The 23,483-nt window shown below is 71.5% G+C and carries 16 protein-coding genes; 11 read left to right on the top strand and 5 right to left on the bottom strand.

Annotation, left to right across the window (positions count from 1 at the left end):
* Window positions 1-14: 14 nt before the first annotated feature.
* The 4 genes from M3677_RS16130 to M3677_RS16115 all read left to right on the top strand — a co-directional run bounded on the left by M3677_RS16130 (window position 15) and on the right by M3677_RS16115 (window position 8,089).
* Window positions 15-2,987, top strand: a complete 2,973-nt coding sequence (locus M3677_RS16130) for a bifunctional [glutamine synthetase] adenylyltransferase/[glutamine synthetase]-adenylyl-L-tyrosine phosphorylase (RefSeq protein ID WP_251161050.1) — start codon at window positions 15-17, stop codon at window positions 2,985-2,987.
* 503 nt (window positions 2,988-3,490) lie between these two features.
* Entirely contained in the window at window positions 3,491-5,095 is a 1,605-nt protein-coding gene (locus M3677_RS16125) for a glycosyltransferase family 2 protein (protein ID WP_251161049.1), read from the top strand.
* Window positions 5,088-6,668, top strand: a complete 1,581-nt coding sequence (locus tag M3677_RS16120) for a glycoside hydrolase family 26 protein (RefSeq protein WP_251161048.1) — start codon at window positions 5,088-5,090, stop codon at window positions 6,666-6,668. The genes M3677_RS16125 and M3677_RS16120 overlap by 8 nt, the downstream gene beginning before the upstream one ends.
* Window positions 6,665-8,089, top strand: a complete 1,425-nt coding sequence (locus tag M3677_RS16115; protein WP_251161047.1) for a UDP-glucose/GDP-mannose dehydrogenase family protein — start codon at window positions 6,665-6,667, stop codon at window positions 8,087-8,089. The genes M3677_RS16120 and M3677_RS16115 overlap by 4 nt, the downstream gene beginning before the upstream one ends.
* 345 nt (window positions 8,090-8,434) lie before the next feature.
* Here M3677_RS16115 and glnA read toward each other — a convergent pair whose 3' ends face one another.
* Window positions 8,435-9,859, bottom strand: a complete 1,425-nt coding sequence (glnA, locus tag M3677_RS16110; protein WP_111225920.1) for a type I glutamate--ammonia ligase — start codon at window positions 9,857-9,859, stop codon at window positions 8,435-8,437.
* 141 nt (window positions 9,860-10,000) lie between these two features.
* Between glnA and M3677_RS16105 the strand changes: the two genes are divergently transcribed.
* On the top strand, window positions 10,001-10,471 hold the full coding sequence (locus M3677_RS16105; protein WP_066654040.1) for an RDD family protein: 471 nt from the start codon (window positions 10,001-10,003) through the stop codon (window positions 10,469-10,471).
* A gap of 364 nt (window positions 10,472-10,835) precedes the next feature.
* On the opposite strand, the gene M3677_RS16100 is transcribed toward M3677_RS16105, so the two are convergent.
* A complete protein-coding gene (locus M3677_RS16100) occupies window positions 10,836-11,549 on the bottom strand; it encodes a DUF4191 family protein (RefSeq protein WP_058728606.1) in 714 nt (237 codons plus the stop codon).
* A gap of 127 nt (window positions 11,550-11,676) precedes the next feature.
* On the opposite strand from M3677_RS16100, the gene M3677_RS16095 reads away from it, so the two are divergent.
* Complete coding sequence (locus tag M3677_RS16095; protein WP_251161046.1) at window positions 11,677-12,618, top strand: hypothetical protein; 942 nt, start codon at window positions 11,677-11,679, stop codon at window positions 12,616-12,618.
* Between the two features lie 157 nt (window positions 12,619-12,775).
* Here M3677_RS16095 and sucB read toward each other — a convergent pair whose 3' ends face one another.
* The 3 genes from sucB to M3677_RS16080 all read right to left on the bottom strand — a co-directional run bounded on the left by sucB (window position 12,776) and on the right by M3677_RS16080 (window position 17,354).
* On the bottom strand, window positions 12,776-14,272 hold the full coding sequence (gene sucB / locus M3677_RS16090; protein WP_251161045.1) for a 2-oxoglutarate dehydrogenase, E2 component, dihydrolipoamide succinyltransferase: 1,497 nt from the start codon (window positions 14,270-14,272) through the stop codon (window positions 12,776-12,778).
* A gap of 73 nt (window positions 14,273-14,345) precedes the next feature.
* Entirely contained in the window at window positions 14,346-15,719 is a 1,374-nt protein-coding gene (gene lpdA, locus M3677_RS16085; protein ID WP_251161044.1) for a dihydrolipoyl dehydrogenase, read from the bottom strand.
* A gap of 153 nt (window positions 15,720-15,872) precedes the next feature.
* Window positions 15,873-17,354 (bottom strand): leucyl aminopeptidase, encoded by a 1,482-nt coding sequence (locus M3677_RS16080; protein WP_251161043.1) that lies wholly within the window; start codon window positions 17,352-17,354, stop codon window positions 15,873-15,875.
* 76 nt (window positions 17,355-17,430) lie between these two features.
* Here M3677_RS16080 and M3677_RS16075 point away from each other — a divergent pair, with 76 nt between their 5' ends.
* From M3677_RS16075 to M3677_RS16055, 5 genes are all read left to right on the top strand, one after another.
* Window positions 17,431-18,363, top strand: coding sequence for a proteasome assembly chaperone family protein (locus M3677_RS16075; RefSeq protein WP_066654048.1), 933 nt, complete (start codon window positions 17,431-17,433; stop codon window positions 18,361-18,363).
* Window positions 18,364-18,476: 113 nt separating this feature from the next.
* Window positions 18,477-19,802: an MFS transporter gene (locus tag M3677_RS16070; RefSeq protein WP_251161042.1), complete on the top strand. Its 1,326-nt coding sequence runs from the start codon at window positions 18,477-18,479 to the stop codon at window positions 19,800-19,802.
* A gap of 192 nt (window positions 19,803-19,994) precedes the next feature.
* Window positions 19,995-21,287, top strand: coding sequence for an RNA polymerase sigma factor (locus M3677_RS16065; RefSeq protein WP_251161041.1), 1,293 nt, complete (start codon window positions 19,995-19,997; stop codon window positions 21,285-21,287).
* Between the two features lie 4 nt (window positions 21,288-21,291).
* The gene (locus tag M3677_RS16060; protein WP_209682856.1) at window positions 21,292-22,551 is read left to right on the top strand and encodes a MurT ligase domain-containing protein; all 1,260 of its coding nucleotides are present in this window, start codon (window positions 21,292-21,294) and stop codon (window positions 22,549-22,551) included.
* Window positions 22,548-23,321 carry a type 1 glutamine amidotransferase gene (locus M3677_RS16055; protein ID WP_066654057.1) on the top strand — a complete coding sequence of 258 codons (774 nt, stop codon included), beginning with the start codon at window positions 22,548-22,550 and terminating at the stop codon, window positions 23,319-23,321. Before M3677_RS16060 ends, M3677_RS16055 begins: the two co-directional genes overlap by 4 nt.
* Window positions 23,322-23,483: the final 162 nt, after the last annotated feature.

Raw genomic sequence — 23,483 nt, 5'->3', positions numbered from 1 at the left:
CCGGTGCGCCACCCATGACCGGTCGGACGAAGACGTCCCGTTCCGAGATGGCCCGCCTGGGCTTCGCGGAGCTGTCGGAGAGCCTGGAGCGGATCGCCGGCCTGGAGGCCCGGTTCGGCCCCGACCTGCGGGTGCCGGTCGCCGACGCCCCGGCCCTGTGGGAGGGCACGGCCGATCCCGACGGTGCGCTCCGGCTGCTCGAGCGGCTCCTCGAGCGTGCGCCGGACGAGCTGCGGCCGGTCCTGGCGGACCGGGCGGCCACCGAGCGGCTCGTCCGGTTGCTCGGTGCGTCGACGGGGCTCGGGGAGTTCCTGCACCGTCGTCCGGCGGAGATCGCGCTGCTGCTCGAGCCGGTCACCCCGCCGTGGTCGCAGGAGGCGTACACGGAGTCGCTGGCCGAGGCGGTCGCGGACGCCACCGGTGAGGACGCCCGCCTCCGGCTGCGGGTGCGCTACCGGCGACACCTGGCGCAGATCGCCCTGTTCGACGTGCTGCACCCCGCCCCGACCGAGGCGTTCCCGGCGGTCGCCGCGGGGCTCGCCGACCTGGCCGGCGCGGCGCTCGAGGCGGCGGTCGCCGTCGCCCGGCGCGAGGTCCCGTTCCCCGCCGCCGACGTCGAGGCCACCCCGCTCGCCGTGATCGGCATGGGGAAGGCCGGCGCACGCGAGCTCAACTACGTCAGCGACGTCGACGTCATCTTCGTCACCGAGTCGACCCGTGACGACGAGACCGGCTCCGGCCTCGGCACCGACCGCGCCGTCCTCATCGCGACGCGGCTGGCGATCGCGGCGACGCACGCCATCACCGACCTCGCGGCCGAACCGGCCCTGTGGGAGGTCGACGCCAACCTGCGGCCGGAGGGCAAGGACGGCGCGCTCGTCCGGACGCTCGACTCGCACGTGGCGTACTACGAGCGCTGGGCGAAGGGGTGGGAGTTCCAGGCGCTGCTCAAGGCGCGGCCGATCGCCGGCAGTCGGGACCTGGGGGATCGCTACGCCGCAGCGGTCGCCCCGTTCGTGTGGAGTTCCGCCGGCCGGCCCGGGTTCGTCGAGTCGGTGCAACGGATGCGGGAACGCGTCACCGAGCACATCCCGGACGACGAGGTCGACCGGCAGATCAAGCTCGGGCCGGGCGGGCTGCGCGACGTCGAGTTCACCGTGCAGCTCCTGCAGCTCGTGCACGGCCGCGACGACGACACCGTCCGGGTCCGCTCGACGCTCGAGGCGATGGACGCCCTGGCCGCCGCCGGGTACGTGGGCCGACCCGAGGCCGCACGCTTCGGCCCCGACTACGCCCTGCTGCGCCTCCTCGAGCACCGCATCCAGCTCCGACGGCTGCAGCGCACGCACCTCATGCCCTCCGACGAGGACGAGCTCCGGGTGCTCGCACGCTCGACCGGGCTCGCGACCTCGGCGTCGGCGCTCGAGCAGCGGTGGCGCGGCGTGAAGCTCGAGGTCCGCGGGCTCCACGAGCGGCTCTTCTACCGACCGCTGCTCTCGGCGGTGGCCGCGACCGACGGTGACATCGTCCTGACGAACGACCAGGCGGCCGACCGCCTCGGCGCGATCGGCTTCGCGGACCCCTCGGGCGCGCTCGGCCACATCCGCGCGCTCACGCAGGGCACGAGCCGGCGGGCCGCGATCCAGCGCAACCTGCTCCCCGTGCTCCTGCGGTGGATGGCCGAGGGGCCGGCTCCGGACCGGGCGCTCCTGGCGTTCCGGCGCCTCAGCGACACCCTGGGGGAGTCGAGCTGGTTCCTCCGCATGCTCCGCGACTCGTCGGGCGCCGCGCACTCCCTGACGACCGTGCTGTCCGAGTCGGCGTTCCTCGCCGGGTTGCTCGAGCGCTTCCCCGAAGCGGTCGCGTGGCTCGACGAACCGGAGACGCTCCTCCGGCCCCGACCGCTGGCGTCCCTGCTCGCCGAACACGCCGCGACGACCGCCCGACACGGTGACGACGTCGACGGTGCCGCCGCCCTCGTCCGGTCCGCCCGACGTCGCGAGACGCTCCGGCTCGGCATGGCCGCAGTGCTGGGCCACCTCGACGTGGACGCACTCGGTCCGGCGCTGTCCGACGTCTCCGAGGCGACCCTGACCGGAGCGCTGACCCTCGCGCGGCGCGACGCTCCCGAGGGCCTCGTGTTCGGCATCGTCGCGATGGGACGCTTCGGTGGCCGGGAGCTCGGCTTCGGGTCCGACGCCGACGTGCTCTACGTGTACCGGGCGCCGGAGGGCCTCGAGTCGGAGCAGGCCTCGCGGGCGGCGCAGCGCATCGTCCGTGAGCTGTCGCGGCTGACCGACGACGCCATCCACCCGTTCGAGCTCGACATCGACCTGCGTCCGGAGGGGAAGAACGGACCGGTGGTGCGGACGCTCGAGTCGTACGGCGCGTACTACGCCCGGTGGTCGTTGACGTGGGAGGCGCAGGCGCTCCTCCGGGCCCGTGGTGCCGTCGGCGACGACGGACTCCTGCGGGACTTCGAGCACCTGGCGGACCGGACCCGGTACCCGGAGCACATCGACGAGCAGGCGGTCCGCGAGGTCCGGCGCATCAAGGCCCGCGTCGAGTCCGAGCGGCTGCCACGCGGAGCCGACCCAGCGCGGCACCTGAAGCTCGGCCGCGGGTCCCTCAGCGACGTGGAGTGGTTCGTGCAGCTGCTGCAGCTGCAGCACGCGACGACGGTGCCCGGGCTCCGGACCACCTCGACGCTCGAGGCGCTCGACGCCGCCACCGCCGCCGGACTCGTCGCTGCGGAGGACGCCGACCGCCTCGGCGCCGCCTGGCGCTTCGCGTCCCGCACCCGGAGCGCCCTCGTGCTCTGGTCCGGGAAGACGACCGACGTGCTCCCCGTCGACCGGGTGCAGCTCGAGGGCATCGCGCGCCTGATGGAGTACCCGCCCGGATCGGCGTCCCGGCTCGAGGACGACTACCTCGGCGTCACACGGCGCGCTCGCCAGGTCTTCGAGCGGGAGTTCTACGGCGCCTGAGGGTGGGGCGACACGCCCGGACCGACGTCCGCGGCGGAACGTGACACGTCGTCGTCGATGAATTCCTGATGTCGTCCGCCGTCCCCCGACGGCTGCCGCGCTGTACCCCGACCGGCACGGGCCCACCCGTCGTGACCGGACCGTGATCGGGGGCTGCGGATCGGGGCAGCAGCGGCCCCGACCAGGCACCCCCCGGACGGGGGTACGTGACCTTCGACCTGGGATTTCCTGCACTGGGCAGCCCTGCCTCCCGGGTCGTCATCGGCCGCAGTTGCGCTCCGGACGGCGGTGGACCGGTCCACATTCCTGCTGTCAGCAGCAGTGCGGACAGCCGCGGTCTGCCGCGAGGGGGACTGCGTTGTACCCCGTGACCTCCTGGAAACACCCCCGGACAGGGGTCGCGTTGCGGTGGCACCCAGCTTCTGCCTCAATGGGCTCACCCGAACCGCCCACGGTTCCTCGATGAAGCGGAATCCCCACCTCGAACGTTGAAGCAGGGATCGATGTTCACCTTCATTCTGCAGATCCGGCAGATGGTCGAAGGGCACCCCGAGTTCTACCTGTTCGCCGTGTACTCCGCGGTGATCTGGTTGCTCTGGCTGCTCAAGGTCGTCCTGTCCGCCCGCTACCGCCCCTACACCGGCACCTTCGTCGGGACGACCAGCGTGGTCGTCCCCGTCGTCGACGAGCCGATCGACCTCTTCCGTGACGTGATCGGCCGCATGGTCGAGCAGGGGCCGGGTGAGATCATCGTCGTCATCAACGGCGCGAGGAACGAGGCGCTGGAGCAGGTGTGCGACGAGTTCGCCCCGCTCGTCCGCTGGACCCACACGCCGATCCCGGGCAAGCGCAACGCCGTCAAGGTCGGCACCGAGATGTCGACGGGCGACATCACCGTGCTCGTCGACTCGGACACGGTGTGGACCCCGGGGACGCTCTCCGAGCTGCTCAAGCCCTTCGCCGACGAGTCCGTCGGCGGGGTCACCACCCGCCAGCGCATCCTCGAGCCGACGCGCTCGTGGATCACCCGGTGGGCCGACTGGCTCGAGAACTCGCGGGCGCTCTACTCGATGCCGGCGCAGAGCGTGCTCGGCCAGATCGGGTGCCTGCCCGGGCGCACCATCGCCTTCCGCCGGAACATCCTCGCCCGTGTCATGGACCGGTTCATGCACGAGGAGTTCATGGGTGTCTTCCTCGAGGTGTCCGACGACCGCACCCTGACGAACCTGACCCTCAAGGAGGGCTACCGGACCGTCTACCAGTACACGTCGCTGGTCTACACGGACGCACCGCTGCAGGTGAAGAAGCTGTTCAAGCAGCAACTGCGCTGGGCCCGCGGCTCGCAGTACAACACGCTGCGCATGCTCCCGTGGATGCTCGGTCACGCGCCGATCCTGGCGGTGTTCTTCCTCACCGACATCATCCTGCCGTTCATGCTCTTCGGCGTGATCGCCGGCTGGATCTACCGCGCGGTGACCGGGCAGGGCGAGAACCTGTACCAGGGCATCCTGCAGCAGTACGGCTTCTCGACGGGCTTCGTCTACGTCGCCGGGCTCATGGTCGTCTCCAGCGTGCTGAGCATGGCGGTTCGCCAGATGCGCCACCTCGCCGAGAAGCCGAGCGACTTCTTCCGGCTGCCGATGTTCATCATCGTGTCGACGTTCTTCCTCATGCCGATCCGGCTCATCGGCTTCTTCCGCCTGGCGCACGCGTCCGGGTGGGGGACCCGCGCCGGGGCGTACGCCGGTGGTCCGATGGAGGAGGACCCGGCGGCCGCCGTCCAGCCGACCGCGCCCGGCACGCCGGTCAGCCCGGTCGACGCCGGGCTGCCACCGGCGGACCGCACCGACGTCGCCCGGTCCCGGGTCGACGTCGGCGACCAGGCCGCGGCGGACCGCGCGTTCGACGAGCTCTTCGGCGCCGACGCCACGACCACCTCGACCGCGACGGTCCTCGCCACCCGGCGATCGGCGGCGACGGCCGCTGCGGCCCCCGCCGCGCCTGTCCGTCCGGCGTCGGCGAAGGCCCGCCGTCGCAACCCGTACGCCGCGATCCCGTACCTCATCGGGTTCGCGATCCTCGCACTGGAGGCGTTCCTCATTGTCTGACCTCATCCGTTCCACCAGCACGTGGTGGGCCCAGTCGAGCAAGCACGCCCGCCGCACCGCGATCGGCACGGTCGCGATCGTCCTGGTGCTCGGCCTGATCACCTGGACCGTCTGGGTGTCGCCGGCCGGCCCGGTGTCGAGCGCGGTGCAGACCGCCCTCGGCGTCACCCCGCCCAAGGCGAAGCAGCCCACCGCCGCCGAACTCAGCGCGAAGCTCGACGCGGCGCAGCAGACCATCTGGAAGCTCGAGGGCAAGCTCGACTCCTCGGGAGCGCAGGCCGGGTCGCGGGCCGAGGAGATCACCCGCCTGAAGGCGCAGATCGCCTCGCTGCAGTCCGACCTCGGCGCTGCGACGAGCGGCGGCAAGGCGTCCGCCGGGGGGTCGGGCCCGGTGGGTTCCTCCGGCGGGTCCGGTCCGAGCGGGAGCGCTGCGGGGACCGCCGCCGGCGCCTCCGACTCCGGCGCCGGCTCGGGCGGGGGCTCCGACTCCGGTTCGGGCGCGGGCTCGGGCTCGGGCTCGGGCGCCTCCGACGGGCAGGGCGGGACCGCGGGCCCGTCGAAGGACCCGGTCGCGTCCGAACCGATCACGACCCCGACCAAGGCGCAGATCCTCGGTCAGCAGTCCCGCTGGTACGGGCTCTACACGACGCAGTCGCCCTTCAACTGGGCCGAGTACGACCGCGTCTCGCAGGAGGTCGGCCGGGCCACGAACATGGTGGGCTACTTCCAGGGGTTCGACCAGGACTTCAATGCCAGCGCCGTCCAGCGGTCGTGGGCGAACGGCCGCCTGCCGATGATGACGTGGGAGACCGTGCCCGCGAAGACCGGGAACGACCAGCCGTACGTCGAGGGCTACACGAACCAGGACATCGTCTCCGGGAAGTTCGACGACTACCTCGCGTCCTACGCGAGGGCGCTGAAGGCGAACGGGATGCCCGTCGTCATCCGCCTCGACCACGAGATGAACGGCCAGTGGTACAACTGGTCCGAGGGGTCGAAGCAGCAGAACGCGCCGGGGTCGTACGTCGCCATGTGGCAGCACGTGCACGACGTCTTCCAGGCCAACGGAGCGAACGACTACGTCATCTGGAACTGGTCGCCGTCGCGCATCGACAAGCTCGGCAACCCGAAGTACCAGACGCTCGACTACATGCGGCAGTACTACCCGGGCGCCGACTACGTCGACTGGGTCGGCATGAGCGGCTACTACCGCACGGCCACCGAGCAGCCCACGTTCCAGAACACCTTCGGAGCGACCCTCGCGCAGCTCCGGCAGGTCGCGCCGGGCAAGCACGTCCTGCTCAACGAGATCGGCGCCACCGAGACCGGCGGCAGCGTCTCGGACAGCCAGAAGTCGCAGTGGATCGACTCGCTCTTCGACGCCCTCGCCGACCCCGCCAACCGTGACGTCATCGGCTTCGCGTACTTCAGCCAGGTGGCCACCACCATCGTCGACGGCGCCCGCACCACGAACGACTGGCGCCTCGACTCCCGCGCCGACAGCCTGGCGACCTTCGCCGAGGGCATCGCCCGCACCGACACCGACTACGACCTGCAGGAGGTCAAGCAGTGACCGCTCAGAAGAAGACCGACGCCGCCGACGTGCGGCCGGCTCCCGTCATCAGTGTCATCGGCACCGGATACCTCGGCGCCACCCACGCAGCCGCCATGGCCGAGATGGGCTTCGAGACCATCGGCGTGGACGTCGACCCCGCGAAGCTCGCCGCCCTGTCCGCCGGCGAGGTGCCGTTCTACGAGCCCGGCCTGCCCGAGCTCATCACGAAGCACGTCGCCACCGGGAAGCTCCGGTTCACCGCCGACCTGGCCGAGGCCGTCGCCGCCGCGGACGTCCACTTCGTCTGCGTCGGCACGCCGCAGAAGGCCGGGTCGCACGCTGCGAACCTGACCTACGTCGAGGCCGCCACCCGCGGTGTCGCGGAGCACCTCACCCACCCGGGGCTCATCGTCGGCAAGTCCACGGTGCCCGTCGGGACGGCGGAGCGACTGCGCGGGATCGTCCGCGAGTTCAGCCCGTCCGGCATCCAGGCGGAGCTCGTCTGGAACCCGGAGTTCCTCCGCGAGGGCAAGGCCGTCGACGACACCCTGCACCCCGACCGTCTGGTCTGGGGCGGCGCGTCGGCGGCGGCGGACGCGATGATCCGCGAGGTCTACGCGGCACCGATCGCCGAGGGCACGCCGGTCATCACGACGGACCTCGCGACCGCCGAGCTCGTGAAGGTCAGCGCGAACGCGTTCCTCGCGACGAAGATCTCCTTCATCAACGCGATCTCCGAGATGTGCGCCATCACCGGTGCCGACGTCACCACGCTCGCCGACGCTCTCGGGCACGACGTCCGCATCGGGCGCAAGTTCCTGAACGCCGGGCTCGGCTTCGGCGGCGGCTGCCTGCCGAAGGACATCCGTGCGCTCATGCACCGTGCGAACGAGATCGGCGCCGGTCGGGTCGTCGGACTGATGCAGCAGGTCGACGAGATCAACATGGGGCAGCGCGAACGGGTCATCGACATGACGATCGAGGCGCTCGGGGGTTCCGTGCTGAACCGCCGCGTGGCCGTGGTCGGAGCCGCGTTCAAGCCCCTCACCGACGACGTCCGGGACTCGCCGGCGCTCAACGTCGCTGCGGCGCTGCACCTCCGCGGCGCGCAGGTCACGCTGTGGGACCCGGAGGCGAACGAGACCGCTCGTCGCTCCTTCCCGACGCTGTCCTACGCGGCGACGAAGGAGGACGCGGTCGAGGGTGCGGACGTGGTGCTCGTCCTGACGGAGTGGGACGAGATCGTGCAGGCGTCGCCGGTGTCGCTCGGCGGCATCGTCGGCCGTCGCACCGTCATCGACGCCCGCAACTGCCTCCCGGTCGCCGACTGGGTCGAGGCCGGGTGGTCCGTCCGCTCCCTGGGGCGGCCCACACCGGTCGCGAGCTCGGCCGTGAGCGTGGCGGCGGGGTCGAACGACGTGCTGGCCGCAGCGCGCTAGTCGTCACCGCGCAGGAGCGGGGTCCGTGCCGGGGGCGGCAGGGACCCCGCTCCTGTGTGTCCGGGCGTACCTCGTCCTTCCGGGCGTACCTGGTCCTTCCGGGCGTGGCTGGTCCTTCCGGGCGTACCAGGTGGTTCGTTCCGACCAGGTACGCCCGTTCCCGCCCGCCATCGCGCGCGTCATGGGAAGGAACGGGCGCACAGCAGGCGACTGTCTGGAGGCCCGGTGTCGGTCCGCCGGACCGGCACCGGGCCTCCAGGCGGTCACCACCACCGCACGACGCGCCCCGCACGCACAAGGCCCCGCACCGGAACCGGTGCGGGGCCTTCGTGGTGTCAGCGAGGATCAGACGCCGAAGTACAGCTCGTACTCGAACGGGTGCGGACGCTGCGCGAGCGGGAGGATCTCGTTCTCACGCTTGTAGTCGATCCACGTCTGGATGAGGTCCTCGGTGAAGACGTTGCCCTTCGTGAGGAACTCGTGGTCCGCTTCGAGCGCCTCGAGCGCCTCGTCGAGGGAGCCCGGCACCTGCGGGATGCCCTTGGCCTCCTCCGGCGGGAGCTCGTACAGGTCCTTGTCCACCGGCTCGTGCGGCTCGATGCGGTTCTGGATGCCGTCGAGGCCGGCCATCAGCTGCGCAGCGAAGGCGAGGTACGGGTTGCCCGAGGCGTCCGGCGCGCGGAACTCGATGCGCTTCGCCTTCGGGTTCGTGCCCGTGATCGGGATGCGGATCGCGGCGGAGCGGTTGCCGGCCGAGTAGACCAGGTTGACCGGAGCCTCGAACCCCTTGACCAGACGGTGGTAGGAGTTGATCGACGGGTTCGTGAAGGCGAGCAGCGCCGGGGCGTGCTTCAGGATGCCACCGATGTACCAGCGCGCGACGTCCGAGAGGCCGCCGTAGCCGTTCTCGTCGTAGAACAGCGGCTTGCCGTCGCTCCAGAGCGACTGGTGGGTGTGCATGCCCGAGCCGTTGTCGCCGAACAGCGGCTTCGGCATGAACGTGGCGACCTTGCCCCACTGGTCGGCCGTGTTCTTGACGATGTACTTGAACTTCAGGATGTCGTCCGCGGCGTGGACCATCGTGTCGAACTTGTAGTTGATCTCCTGCTGGCCGCCGGTACCCACCTCGTGGTGCGAGCGCTCGAGCTCGAAGCCCGCCTCGATCAGCTTGAGCGTGATGTCGTCGCGCAGGTCGGCCGTCTTGTCGACGGGGGAGACCGGGAAGTACCCGCCCTTGTAGGGGGTCTTGTTGGCGAGGTTGCCGCCCTCTTCCTCGCGACCGGTGTTCCAAGCGCCCTCTTCCGAGTCGACCGAGTAGAACGACTTGTTCTGGGTCACCGAGTAGCGGACGTCGTCGAAGATGTAGAACTCGGCCTCGGGCGCGAAGAACGCGGTGTCCGCGATGCCCGTCGACGCGAGGTACTTCTCGGCCTTCTTCGCCACCTGGCGCGGGTCGCGGCCGTAGATCTCGCCGTTCCGCGGGTTGTAGATGTCGAAGATCATGATCAGCGTGCGCTCGGCGCGGAACTGGTCGATGTACGCCGTCGTCACGTCCGGGATGAGCTGCATGTCCGACTCGTGGATCGACGCGAAGCCGCGGATCGAGGAGCCGTCGAAGAGCTGTCCGACCGAGAAGAAGTCCTCGTCGACCGTCGACGCCGGGATGTTGAAGTGCTGCTGGACACCGGGCAGGTCCGTGAAGCGGATGTCGAGGAACTTGACGTCCGTGTCCTTGATGAAGGCGAGCACCTCGGAGGAATCGCTGAACATGTGTGTCGATCTCCTGGGGGGTAGGTGATGTCGGAGGTGCCGCGGGTGCACCCTCCGACGAGGCTATTGACACCGGGTTTCCCGGACATGACTGCATTGTTTCGTGCGTGTTACGGGCACGGAGTCGCCTACCCTTGGAGCATGGCCCGCAGCACCACCCCGCCCTCGGCGTCGTCCGCACACCCCGGTGGGGAGCACCCGGACGGGTGGCCGGGCAAGGACCTCGGGCTCCCCGAGGACGGGCCGCGCAGCGTCGGCCGCATCGGTCGCCGGGTCGTCGGGCTGCTCATCGACGGCATCCTGGCCGACCTCGTGGCGTACGTCACCGGCGTGTGGTCGCCGCTCGAGGGATCCGGCGACATCGCGCACACGTGGATCCAGCTCGCGATCTTCGCGGTGCTGCAGGTCCTGTTCATCTGCACGCTCTCGGGCTCCTTCGGTCACGTGTGCGTCGGCCTGCGGGTCGTCCCGATCCGCGGCGGCTACGTCGGGGTGTGGCGACCGGTCGTCCGTACCGTGCTGCTCTGCCTGGTCGTCCCGGCGCTCATCATCGACCGTGACAGCCGTGGTGCGCACGACCGCATCGCGGGGACGGTGCTCGTCCGGCGCTGACCGGCGCGGCCGGACGCGCGCGGAGCCGGAGGCGTGCGAACGACGCGCAACGACAACGTCGACGTCGTACGACAGCGGCGGTGTCGTTCTGCCCGCGGGTCGTCCGGCGGGTACGGGCGGAGCGACGAGATCGCTGTCGCACGACAGCGGCGGTGTCGTTCAGCCCGCGGTCGCTCGGCGGCGGGGGGAGAACGACGAGATCGCTGTCGGACGACAGCGGCGGTGTCGTTCTGCCTGGCAGCACCACCGGCAAGCTCGGCGCTCCGACGAGACCACAGTCACGAGGAGCACGCGCCTCGCACGCAGCGACGCCCCCGACCTGGCACGGTCGGGGGCGTCGTCGCTCGGAGCGCGGGGGAGACGATCAGCGCGGACGCCCGGCGCGCGCACGCATCGGGTCCATGCCCTTGGGGATCGCGGCCGCCGGGCTGTGCGTGAGGGAGTCCAGACGGTTCGCGACCGCCAGGACCTCGTTGCGGTTGAGCGCCTTCTTGTACTTGTTCATCGCCCGCGGGAGCTTGTGCAGCGTCACGCCGTCCTCGTCGTCGTCGACGTGGACCACGTGCACGGGGACGTTCGGGACGATCCGCTGGACCTTGCGGCGCTCCTCGTCCACCTGGCGCTTGAGGTTGCCCCGCTGCCCCTCGGTGATGAGGACCACACCCGGGGTGCCGACCGCGCGGTAGACGGCGGCCTGGGACCGGCCGTGCACGGCGACGGGCATCTCGCTCGATCGCCACTGGCGGCGGAGTGAGTTCGAGAGCACGGCGCCGACGGCGCCCGGCTGCCCGGCGATCTGCGAGTAGGCGGCACGCTCCGCCAGCCGACCGAGGACGATGAGGAAGAGCAGCACACCGAGCAGCACGCCGGCCACGATCCACAGCGTGATCGCGAGCCAGTTCTGGCCCGGCAGGAGCAGCGCGAGCAGGACACCCGCGACGACGGGGCCGACGAACGCCAGCAGGAACCACCAGACGGACTTCGGGTCGGCCCGACGGGTCATGGTGAAGACCTGGTACATCTGCTTGAGACGACCCGGCTCCTTCGCCGTCGTTGCTTGGGGAGTGCTGCGTGCCATGCGACCAGGATACGGCCTCGACCATCGCTCGCAGACCGCTGGTGCCCAGGCTGTGGGCGAACGTCGCCGTCCACAGGTACCGCACGCCGGCCGGGGGGCCCGTCCGGCGTCCGTGAAGCTCGTCACCATGACGACGACAGCGGGCAGCAGACGGTGGTGCGGTGCACAGGACCCCGCCGACTTCTCGGGGTGGGTCGCCGACCGCGCCGCCGGCGCCGGCCCGCACCTCGTTCCGGTGACCCGGGTCGGCAGGTGCCCGCAGGGCCACCTCGCCGCCGAGGTCCTCGACCCGTCGACCCGCGCGCTCGAGGATGCACTGGAGGCACTCGGCACGCCGACCGAGGGCGTGGCGGTCACCCTGACGGTGCCCCTGCTCGAACTCGCTGCGCGGGCACGATCGGGTGCGGTCGTGCTCGGAGCCGTCCCCTTCGACGCCGTGCGCGTCGACGAAGCGGGAGCGATCGTCGTCGCCGACCGTCCTCCCGGTGCGTCGGACGCCTGCACGGGACGCACGTCGGCCGATCCCGCTGCGGACCCCCGGGCGACGGCCCGTGCCGCCGGGGTCCTCTCCCGGGCGACGGCGGCCGCTCGGGCCGAGGCAGCGGCAGCCTCCTCGCGGGTCGCGTGCACGCCACCGCCGGCGCACCCGCTCCCGTCTCCCCGTGACCTCGACGGCGCCCGCCAGCTCGTGACCGCCGCCCGTTCCGTGTGGGACCGTGTCGACGCGCGGTCAGCCGTCCGCAGCACGCTCGACCCGGTCCTCGACGCCGCGCGGGACGGGGACGCTCGGACGATCTCGGACGCGCTCGACCTCGTCGTCGGAGCCGCGCCACCCCGACCCGTGCGCTGGAGCAGACCGGGCCCGGCCTTCCCCGACGAGGAGCACGTCGGCGTCGGGCGTCTGCCGGACGACACCACGGACGCGATCGGCTCGGTCGCCCGGGTGGTGCGGGACCTGGTCGAGCAGGGGATCCCCCTGGGACGGGAGCGCCGAGTGCCGGTCCGGCACGTCCTCGTCGGCACGGTGGTCGCGGGCGGTCTCGTGACCGCAGCGACCGGTCTGCGCTGACCGTGCCCGTGCCCGTGCCCGTGCCCGCGGCCGCAGGATCGCCGGACCGCCCCGGCCCGCGACGCACCGGGCCGGCTCCGACGCTCCCGGTGGAACGCCGGACGGCCCCGGTCCCACGAGGGGACCGGGGCCGTCCGGTGCGGATCGGAGCGACGACTCAGTAGCCGAGGTTCGGGCCGAAGTTGCCCTCCTCGAGGCGGTTCTTCACCGCGACGAGGTACCGCGACGCGTCGGCGCCGTCGATGATCCGGTGGTCGTACGACAGTGCGAGGTAGACGAACGAACGGACGGCGATCGCCTCCTGCCCGTCGACCTTCACGACCGCCGGACGCTTGGTGACGATGCCCGTGCCGAGGATCGCGGACTGCGGCAGGAACACCACGGGGGTGTCGAACAGCGCGCCGCGCGAACCGGTGTTGGTCAGCGTGAAGGTGCCACCCGCGAGCTCGTCCGGCTTGAGCTGGTTGTTGCGCGTGCGCTCGGCCAGGTCCGCGATCGCCTTCGAGAAGTCGGCGAGCGAGAGCCCCGACGCGTCCTTGATCACCGGGGTGAGCAGGCCGCGCTCGGTGTCCACCGCGATCGAGACGTTCTCGTGGTCCGGGTAGACGATCTCGTCGCCCTCGACCGTGGAGTTGATCTTCGGGTGGGCCTTGAGCGCCTCGGACGCCGCGAGGGCGAAGAACGGCATGAAGCTGAGCTTCGAACCGGTCTTCTCGAGGAACTCGGCCTTGTTCGCGTCGCGGAACTGCGCGACCTTCGTGACGTCGACCTCGACGACGCTGGTGAGCTGTGCGGTCGAGGTCATCGACTGCACGGCGCGCTCGGCGACCACCTTGCGGAGGCGCGTCATCTTCTCGCGCGTGCCGCGGAGCGGCGAGGTCTCGGCCACGAACGGGCCGGACGCCGCGGCGGCCGGAGCCGACGAACCGGCGGACGACGCCTTCGCGGCGGCGGCGAGCACGTCCTCCTTGCGGATGCGGCCACCGACCCCGGAGCCGGAGACCGTCGACAGGTCGACGCCCTGCTCGTTGGCGAGCTTGCGCACCAGCGGGGTGACGTAGCCGGAGGCCGACGCGTCCTGGTTCGGGTTCGGCACCGACGCCGACGCGGTGGAACCGGCTGCGGCCGGCGCCGGAGCAGCGGCCGGAGCCGGAGCCGCGGCGGGCGCGGGGACCGCTGCCGGCACGGCGGCGGGCGGCGGGACCGGAGCGGCCTGCGGGACCGGCGGAGCCGACGGCGCCTGCGGGGCGGCGGGCTGCGTCTGGCCACCGGGCGCCGGCTCGGCCTGCTGCGGCTCCGGAGCCTTCTGCTCCTCGCCCTGCTCGGTGCTCGGAGCCGTCTCGGGCTCGCTCTCCTCGGCGGCTGCGGCGTCCTGGTCCGCACCCTGGTCGTCCGACGAACCGGAGTCCGATCCGGAGCCGTCGCCGATCTTCACTAGCGCGGTGCCGACCTCGACGGTCTCGTCCTCCTGGACGAGGATCTCCTCGACGACGCCGGCGATCGGCGACGGGATCTCGGTGTCGACCTTGTCGGTCGAGACCTCGAGCAGCGGCTCGTCGACCTCGACGCGGTCACCGACGTTCTTCAGCCATCGGGTGACCGTGCCCTCGGTGACGCTCTCGCCGAGCGCCGGGAGGTTGACGGATTCGCTCATCGGGTGGGCTCCTGTTCGCGGGTTGCTGTGGTGGTGGATGTCATTGTCTCGGTGTGCACGGTGGACGTGGTCGTCACAGCGCGTGCAGCGGCTTGCCCGCGAGGTGGAGGAAGGCCTCGCCCAGGGCCTCGTTCTGCGTCGGGTGGGCGTGGACGAGCGGTGCGACGTCCTCCGGGTGCGCCTCCCAGTTCACCGCGAGCTGGGCCTCACCGATGAGCTCGCCGACGCGCGCGCCGATCATCGAGACACCGACGACCGGACCGTCGACGACCCGGACGACCTTGACGGCGCCGGAGGTCCCGATGATGTGGCTGCGGCCGTTGCCCGCGAGGTTGTACTCGTAGAAGTCGACCTTGTCCTTGCCGTACTCCTCCTCGGCCTTGGCCTGGGAGAGTCCGACCGAGGCGACCTCGGGGTCGGAGTAGGTCACCTTCGGGATGTTCGTGTCGGAGATGACGACGGGCTTCAGGCCCGCGATCTCCTCGGCCACGAAGATCCCCTGCTGGAAGCCGCGGTGCGCGAGCTGCAGGCCGGGGACGATGTCGCCGACGGCGTAGACGTTCGGCAGGTTGGTGGCGAGGCGCTCGTCGGTCATGACGAACCCGCGGTCCATCGCGACGCCGACCTCGTCGAAGCCCATGTTCTGCGTGAGCGGGCCACGGCCGACCGCGACGAGGAGCACGTCGCCCTCGTAGGTCTTGCCGTCCTCGAGCGTCACGACGACGCCGTTCTCGTGCTGGTCGACGTGGTCGAAGCGCACGCCGAGCGAGAACTCGATGCCGCGCTTGCGGAAGGCGCGCTCGAGCTGCTTGGACATCGACTCGTCCTCGGCGGGGATGAGGTGGGGCAGGCCCTCGACGATCGTGACGTCGGCGCCGAACGACTTCCACACGCTGGCGAACTCGACGCCGATGACGCCACCACCGAGGATGACGACCTTGTTCGGGACGTAGTCCATCTTGAGCGCGGTCTCGGACGTGATCACGCGACCGCCGATCTCGAGGCCCGGCAGGGACTTCGAGTACGAACCCGTGGCGAGCACGACGTTCTTGCCGGTGACGGTCTGGTCGCCGACCTGCACGGTGTTCTGCGAGGTCAGACGGCCCCAGCCCTCGACGACGGTGATGCCGCGCGCCTTGACCAGGCCCTGCAGGCCCTTGTACTTCGAGTTGATGACGCCCTGCTGGTAGTCGATGACCTTCGGCACCTCGACACCCGCGAACTCGGCGATGACGCCGTACTTCTCCGCGTCGCGGGTGGCGTCGGCGACCTCGGCGGCGTGCAGCAGCGCCTTGGTCGGGATGCAGCCGCGGTGCAGGCAGGTCCCCCCGAGCTTGTCTCCCTCGATGAGCGCGACGCTCATGCCGAGCTCGGCGGCCCGGAGCGCAGCGGCGTAGCCACCACTGCCGCCACCGAGGACCACGACGTCGTAAGTCTGTTCCGTCACCTGGTGCAACTCCCTCGTGCGTGTCGGGATCCCGGTCGGACCCCACTGGACACCGCGGCGGCGGCGTCCGACGGTCGGACCGCATGGTTCCGGTCCCGTCCCGCTGGTTCCGGCGGACGCGCGTCGGTGCGCAGCCCGCCGGACACCAACCTACTACCTGGACTGGAGCTCTTCTGCGAGCCCGATGAGCGTCCGGACCATGACGCCGGTCGCGCCCTTGCCGAGCCAGCCGTACCCGCCGCCCTTGTGCTCCGAGGGGCCCGCGATGTCGAGGTGCGCCCACGGCACGCCGTCGCCCACGAACCGCTCGAGGAACTTGCCGGCGAGGAGCATCCCACCGGCCGGGTTGCCCACGGTCGCGTTGACCATGTCGGCGACGTCGCTGGCGAGTCGCGCGTCGAGCTCCTCGGGCAGGGGCATCGGCCAGATCGGCTCGGCGACGGCGTCGGCGACCGCGCGGACCCGTGCGACCAGGTCGTCGCTGCCCATCAGGCCGGTGGTCCGGTCGCCGAGGGCGACGACCTGTGCGCCGGTGAGCGTCGCGACGTCGACGAGGGCGTCGGGCTGCTCGAGCGAGGCGGCGACCATGCCGTCGCCGAGGACGAGTCGGCCCTCGGCGTCGGTGTTCGTGACCTCGACGGTCTTCCCGTTCTTCAGGGTGAGCACGTCGCCGGGGCGCGTCGCGGAGCCGGACGGCATGTTCTCGGCGAGGCACAGCCAGGCGGTGACCTTCGTGTCGAGGCCGAGGCGCGCGGCGGCGATCGTCGCGGCGAGCACGGTGGCGGCGCCGGTCATGTCGGTCTTCATGCCGAGCATCGACGCGGCGGGCTTCAGCGAGAGGCCGCCGGAGTCGAAGGTGATGCCCTTGCCGACCAGTGCGAGGTGCTTGGACGCCGACGACGGCTCGTAGCGGACGACGACCAGGCGCGGGGGACGCTCGGAGCCGCGGCCGACCCCGAGGATGCCCCCGAAGCCCTGCTCCTCGAGCTGCTGCTCGTCGAGGACCTCGACGGTGAGGGGGAGGCCCTCGGCCTGCGCGACGGCGACGTCGGCGACGTCCGCCGGGCCGAGGTCGCCGGCGGCGGTGTTCACGAGGTCACGGACGAGTGCTGCCGCGTCGGCGACGATCGCGGGCCGGACGGTGGCGTCGGCGGCGGTGTCGGCCGGCGCGACGACCGCGATGCGCTGGTCGCCCCGGGCCGGAGCCGTCGTACCGGTGCCCTTGTGCCGGGTGAAGGCGTAGGAGCCGAGCGCCGCACCCTCGAGCGCGGCGTCGACGAGCTCGGCCGAGTCGGTCGGCAGCGCCAGCGCGATCGACGCCGCCTGGGGGAGCTGGCGGACCGCGCTGCCGGCGGCCGCGCGGACGGACGCCGCGTCGACCGTGGCACCGAGGCCGACGAGTGCGATCCCGGCCGCGGCGACGCCGGTACCGGGGAGGCGGACCAGCTGGTCCTTCGCACCCGTCACACCGACGGAGCCCAGGTCGAGGTCGGCGAGCGCGTCCAGGGCGCCGGCAGCGCTCGGAGCGATCGTGGGGGCACCGCCGTCGGTGCCCGAGCGGACGCCGAGCACGAGGACGTCGGCGTCGACGTCGGAGGGGGTCGAGGTGGTGGTGGAGAGCGTCGGTCGGACCATGCGCCCAGCCTAGCCAGCACGTGTTCGCCGAGAGCGTCGGGCCGGCGCAGGGGTCGGGTCAGGGGTGCCGCCTAGCATGGGGACGGTGAACCACCCCGAGGACCTGTACTCCGCTCCCGACGGCGCGCCGACCGTCCCGGCCGGGCTGCACCTGGTCGCGGGCCTGACCGGCTTCGTCGACGCGGGGTCCGCCGTCGCGCAGGTGGCCACGTCGATCCTCGACGGCCTCGACCACGAGCTCGTCGCGGAGTTCGACCCGGACGTCCTGCTCGACTGGCGCGCCCGCCGGCCGGTCATCACCTTCGAGCACGACCACATCACGGCCGTCGAACCGCCGCGCCTGGCGCTGCACCTGGTGCGCGACGAGCTCGGGCAGCCGTTCCTGTTCCTCACCGGGTACGAGCCGGACTTCCAGTGGAACCGGTTCGTCGACGCCGTCACCGGCCTCGCCGACCGCCTGCAGGTCGCGGACACGACGTGGGTCCAGTCGATCCCCATGCCCGTCCCCCACACCCGTCCGATCAGCCTGACGGTGTCGGGGACCCGCGCGGACCTGGTCGAGCAGCTGAGCGTGTGGAAGCCGGAGACGCAGGCGCCCGCGAACGTCCTGCACCTGGTCGAGCACCGGCTGACGCAGCTGGGTGCATCGGTCACCGGGCTCGTCCTGCTGGTCCCGCACTACCTCGGCGACACCGAGTTCCCCGACGCGGCGGTCACCGCACTGTCGAGCATCGCGGCGGCCACCGGTCTGATCTTCCCGACCGACGCGCTGCGTGCGTCCGACCGCGAGTTCCGCACACGCGTCGAGGAGCAGGTCGCGGGCAACCCCGAGCTCCAGCGCCTGGTCGGTGTGCTCGAGGAACGGCACGACACCTACATGGAGGGCAACCCGGTCGCGTCGCCCCTGACGAACGAGGACGGCGAGGTCCCGACCGCCGACGCGATCGCGGCCGAGCTCGAGCGCTTCCTGGCCGACCGGCGGTCCGACGGCGACGCGTCGACCGACTGACGGGGAGCGGGCTGCGCCGCTCGCGGCCTGGAGGCTCCTCCACGGCCCGCACCGCGCCTCCCGTCCTCCACAGCACGTGTCGGGCGCGGGCCGCGCGTCGGTAGCCTTGTCGGGTGAACTCCCGCCGTGCCTTCCTCGTCTGGGGCGTCGCGGTGCTCGCCTACGTCCTCGCCGTGGTGCAGCGGTCGTCGCTCGGGGTCTCCGGCGTCGACGCGCAGGACCGCTTCGCGGTCTCGGCCGCGGTCCTGTCCACGCTCGCCGTCGTGCAGATCGCCGTCTACGCCGGGCTGCAGATCCCGGTGGGGATCGCGCTCGACCGGGTGGGGCCGCGCAGGCTCGTGCTGCTGGGCGCCGCGCTGCTCGTGGTCGGCCAGGTCGTCGTCGCGTTCTCGCCGACGATCGGCCCGGCCATCGCGGGCCGGGTGCTCGTCGGGGCCGGCGACGCGATGACCTTCATCTCGGTGATCCGTCTCGTCCCGATGTGGTTCACGGGCCGCATCCTGCCGCAGATCTCCCAGTGGACGGGCAACCTCGGTCAGGTCGGACAGGTCCTGTCGGCCTTCCCGTTCGCCGTGCTCCTGCACACCGCTGGGTGGACCCCGGCGTTCGGGGTCGCCGCGGCCGCGAGCCTGGTCGGTCTCGTGCTGGCGGTCGTCTTCGTCCGCAACGGCCCCGTCGCGGTGCGGACCGACACGATCCCACTGCCCCTGCCGCACTCGTGGCGCGGCGCCTTCCACACCTTCGGGCACGCGCTGCGGCGGCCGGGCACGCAGCTCGGCTTCTGGTCCCACTACGTCACGCAGTCGTCCGGCACGGTCTTCTCGTTGCTGTGGGGCGTGCCGATGCTGCGCGGCCTCGGGTACAGCCCGTCCGAGGCGGCCGGCTTCCTCACCGTCGTCGTCGTCACCGGCTTCGTCGTGGGACCGGTGCTCGGCGTGCTCTGCGCCCGGTTCCCGCTCCGGCGGTCGAACCTGGTGCTCGGCATCGTCCTGGCGCTCGGGGTGGTGTGGACGGCGGTGCTGCTCTGGCCCGGGTACCCGCCGACGTGGCTGCTCGTCCTGCTCGTGGTCGCGATGGGGGTCGGCGGCCCGGGATCCCTCATCGGTTTCGACTTCGCACGCAGCTTCAACCCGGTCGGGTCGCTCGGCTCGGCGAACGGCGTCGTGAACGTCGGCGGGTTCCTGGCGGCCTTCGTCATGATGTTCCTCATCGGGACGCTGCTCGACGTCGTGTCGGGCGCGACGGGGCGCACGGTGTTCGCCTGGGACAACTTCCGCATCGCGCTCACCGTCCAGTACGTGGTGGTCGGGTTCGGCGTCGTGATGCTGCTGCTCGCGCGCCGACGGACCCGGCGGCAGATGCACGCGCAGGACGGAATACGGGTGGGGCCGCTCTGGGTTGCACTGGTTGCGCGCCTGCGGAAGCAGGCCGTGCAATAATGGAGGACGGACCCGTTCGGGCCCCTCACGACCGCGTCGCCTCGCTGCGCCGCGGGGGTCGGGGGACTTGACATGGGTCCTCATGCTGCCCGGAACGGTAGGACCTGACGACGCGGGGGACTGCGGCCCAGGCCCTGGGCGGCGAGGGAAGCCACGACCCCACGAACGTGGCACGACGAGAGAGGTGATCGCATGGCTGCCCGGAGCACGACGATCGATCCCACGAAGGACACCGAGCCCGAGGCCGTCGCGGCGGACGACGCCGACGCGGCCGAGGGGAAGGCTGCGCCGAAGAAGCGCGCCACCAAGACCACCGCCGCGAAGAAGCCCGCTGCGAAGGCAGCGCCGAAGAAGACGGCCACGCGCGCGAAGAAGAAGGACGACGACGAGGACGAGGACGACGAGGCCGTCGAGCCCGCGGACGACGCCGTCGACGCGACGGACGACGCCGAGGACACCGAGACCGAGGAGAAGGACGCCAAGCCGGACGCCGCAGCAGCGGTCGCCGCGGGCGCGCTCGTCATCTCGCAGTCCGACGACGACGAGGCACCGGTCTACTCGACCACGATCACCGGCGCCACCGCCGACCCGGTCAAGGACTACCTGAAGCAGATCGGCAAGGTCGCGCTCCTCAACGCCGAGCAGGAGGTCGAGCTCGCGATGCGGATCGAGGCCGGCCTGTTCGCCGAGGACAGGCTGCAGCACTCGTCCGGTCTCTCCAAGCCGGAGGAGCGCGAGCTCCGCTGGGTCGCCCGTGACGGGCAGCGCGCGAAGTCCCACCTGCTCGGCGCGAACCTGCGCCTCGTCGTCTCGCTGGCCAAGCGCTACACGGGCCGCGGCATGCAGTTCCTGGACCTCATCCAGGAGGGCAACCTCGGTCTGATCCGTGCGGTCGAGAAGTTCGACTACACCAAGGGCTTCAAGTTCTCGACGTACGCCACCTGGTGGATCCGTCAGGCGATCACCCGCGCGATGGCCGACCAGGCCCGCACCATCCGCATCCCGGTGCACATGGTCGAGGTCATCAACAAGCTGGCCCGTGTGCAGCGCCAGATGCTGCAGGACCTCGGTCGCGAGCCCACTCCGGAAGAGCTCGCCCGCGAGCTCGACATGACCCCGGAGAAGGTCGTCGAGGTGCAGAAGTACGGTCGCGAGCCGATCTCGCTCCACACCCCGCTGGGTGAGGACGGCGACTCGGAGTTCGGCGACCTGATCGAGGACACCGAGGCGGTCGTGCCGGCCGACGCCGTGGGCTTCACGATGCTGCAGAAGCAGCTCGAGAGCCTGCTCGACTCCCTGTCCGAGCGCGAGGCGGGCGTGATCCGCATGCGCTTCGGCCTCGGTGACGGTCAGCCGAAGACCCTCGACCAGATCGGGGACACGTTCGGCGTGACGCGCGAGCGGATCCGACAGATCGAGTCCAAGACGATGGCGAAGCTCCGCCACCCGTCCCGGTCGCAGTCGCTCCGCGACTACCTCGAGTAGGCCGATGCGCTTCCTCATCCCGATCCTGGTCGGGCGGGTCCTCCGCGCCCTCGCACGTGCGCGGGGCGGCGGGTCCGCCTACCCGGGCTACATCGTCCTCAAGCTGGTGCCGGACTTCCTCCAGCACGTGACGAAGCAGTTCCCGAACGGCGTCGTCTTCGTGCTCGGCTCCAACGGCAAGTCGACGACGACGCACATGATCTCGGACATCGTCCGGGCACACGGCCTCCGCGTCTTCACGAACCCGTCCGGTGCGAACCTGCCGCAGGGCATCGCCTCGGCGCTGTTGTCCGAGGTGTCGCTGACCGGCAGGCTCAAGGCGGACATCGGCATCCTCGAGGTGGACGAGGCCTTCGCGGTCGAGCTCGCCGGCATCCTGTCCCCGTCGACGGTGACGATGCTCAACGTGCAGGTCGACCAGCTCTACCGGTTCTTCGAGACCGAGCGCGTCGCGACGATGATGCTCGACACGGCGGCGCTGTCCACGGCGAACGTCATCACGAACCGGGACGACCAGTTCCTCGACGCGTACGCGGGCCGCTCGGGCCAGCGTGTGCTCCGCTTCGGCGCGAGCGCCGAGGTCGTCGCTGCGGCCCCGAACGGGCTGCAGAACGCCGACGACTTCGACCGGACCGCCGGCGAGCCGAACCCTGCCGAGTCCGAGGTCGTCGCCAACACCGGCGACGGAGCGACGATCCGGTTCGACGGCACCGACATCCCCGTCCGGCTGCCGGCACGGGGCCTGCACTACGCGGTGGACGCGGCGGCTGCGACCGCGACCGCGAGCGCCGCGCTGGGTGCGCAGTTCCGGGCCGACGCCGTCACGAGGGCGTTCGGCACGATGAAGCCCGCGTACGGGCGAGGCGAGCGCCTGCCGATCGCTGGCGAGTCCGCCGAGTTCACGATGTTCAAGAACGCGGCGAGCCTGCAGCTCAACCTCGACGCCCTGCCGGACCGCCCGGAGCAGGTCCTCATGGCGATCGACGAGGGCACCCCGGACATCTCCTGGATCTACGACATCGACTTCTCGAAGCTCGACCACGTGGACGTCGTGTCCGGGGACAAGGCGTGGCAGATCGCCATCGCGCTCGAGCACGCCGGTGTCCGCATCGGTCGTGTCGAGCCCGACGTCGAGGCCGCCATCCGGCACATGGAGCAGCTCGGCTCGACGACGTCGGGGACGAAGAACTTCATCGTCAACTACGAGATCATGATGATCGCCCGCAAGGCCCTCGGCCACGGCGACATGGAGAAGACCGCATGACGGCCGACCGGCTGACCATCCTGCACGTCTACCCGCGTCAGATGGGGGTCTCGGGCGACCGTGGCAACGTCGTGGCCCTCACCCGCCGTGCCGAGGCCGCCGGCATCGCCACGGAGGTCGTCACGTACGCGCCGGGCGACCAGCTCCCTGCCGCGGCCGACGTCGTCGTCGTGGGCAACGGGCCGCTCAGCGCCATGCGCTCGCTCGGGGCCGACGTCACGCGTGTCGGGGCGTCCCTCCGCGAGTTCGCCGCTGCCGGCGTGCCCGTCGTGGCCGTCGGCGGGGGCTTCGACCTCGCGACCAACGAGGTCGTCCCCACCGAGGGATCACCCGTCGCGGGCTTCGGCGTGTTCGACGCGCGGGCCGTCCGCGGTGCCGAGCGTCGGGTGAACTACTTCGTGCTCGACACGCGGTACCCCCTGCTGCCCGGCGCACCGAAGCGTCTCGCCGGCTTCGAGGACCACGCGACCCGGATCGAACTGGCTCCGGGCGTCGAGCCCTTCGCCGACGTCGTGTCCGGTGGCGGCAACCAGGCCGGGTCCGCCGTCGAGGGGGCGATCACGGGTTCGTCCTTCGGCACGCACACCCAGGGGCCGATCCTGCCGCTCAACCCGCAGCTGACCGATGCGGTGCTCGCTGCGGCGACCAAGCGCCTCGGGCGCGAGTACGCGCCGGACCCGGAGCGGACGGCGACCGTCGACCGGTACGCGCGCGAAGCGCGCGCGACCGTCGACCGCTACGTCGACAAGGCCTTCAAGCGGATCGCCTAGTCGACCTGGCGGTCGTCACGACGACGAACGGGAGGCGCGGGGGCCGCGGGGCCCCCCCCCCCCCGCGACCGTCGACCGCTACGTCGACAAGGCCTTCAAGCGGATCGCCTAGTCGACCTGGCGGTCGTCACGACGACGAACGGGAGGCGCGGTGCCAGCTGG

Source organism: Curtobacterium sp. P97 (genome assembly GCF_023712445.1).
Classification (GTDB): Bacteria; Actinomycetota; Actinomycetes; order Actinomycetales; family Microbacteriaceae; genus Curtobacterium.
Note: the sequence above shows the minus strand (reverse complement) of the source record. Positions and strands in the feature narration are given on the sequence as shown.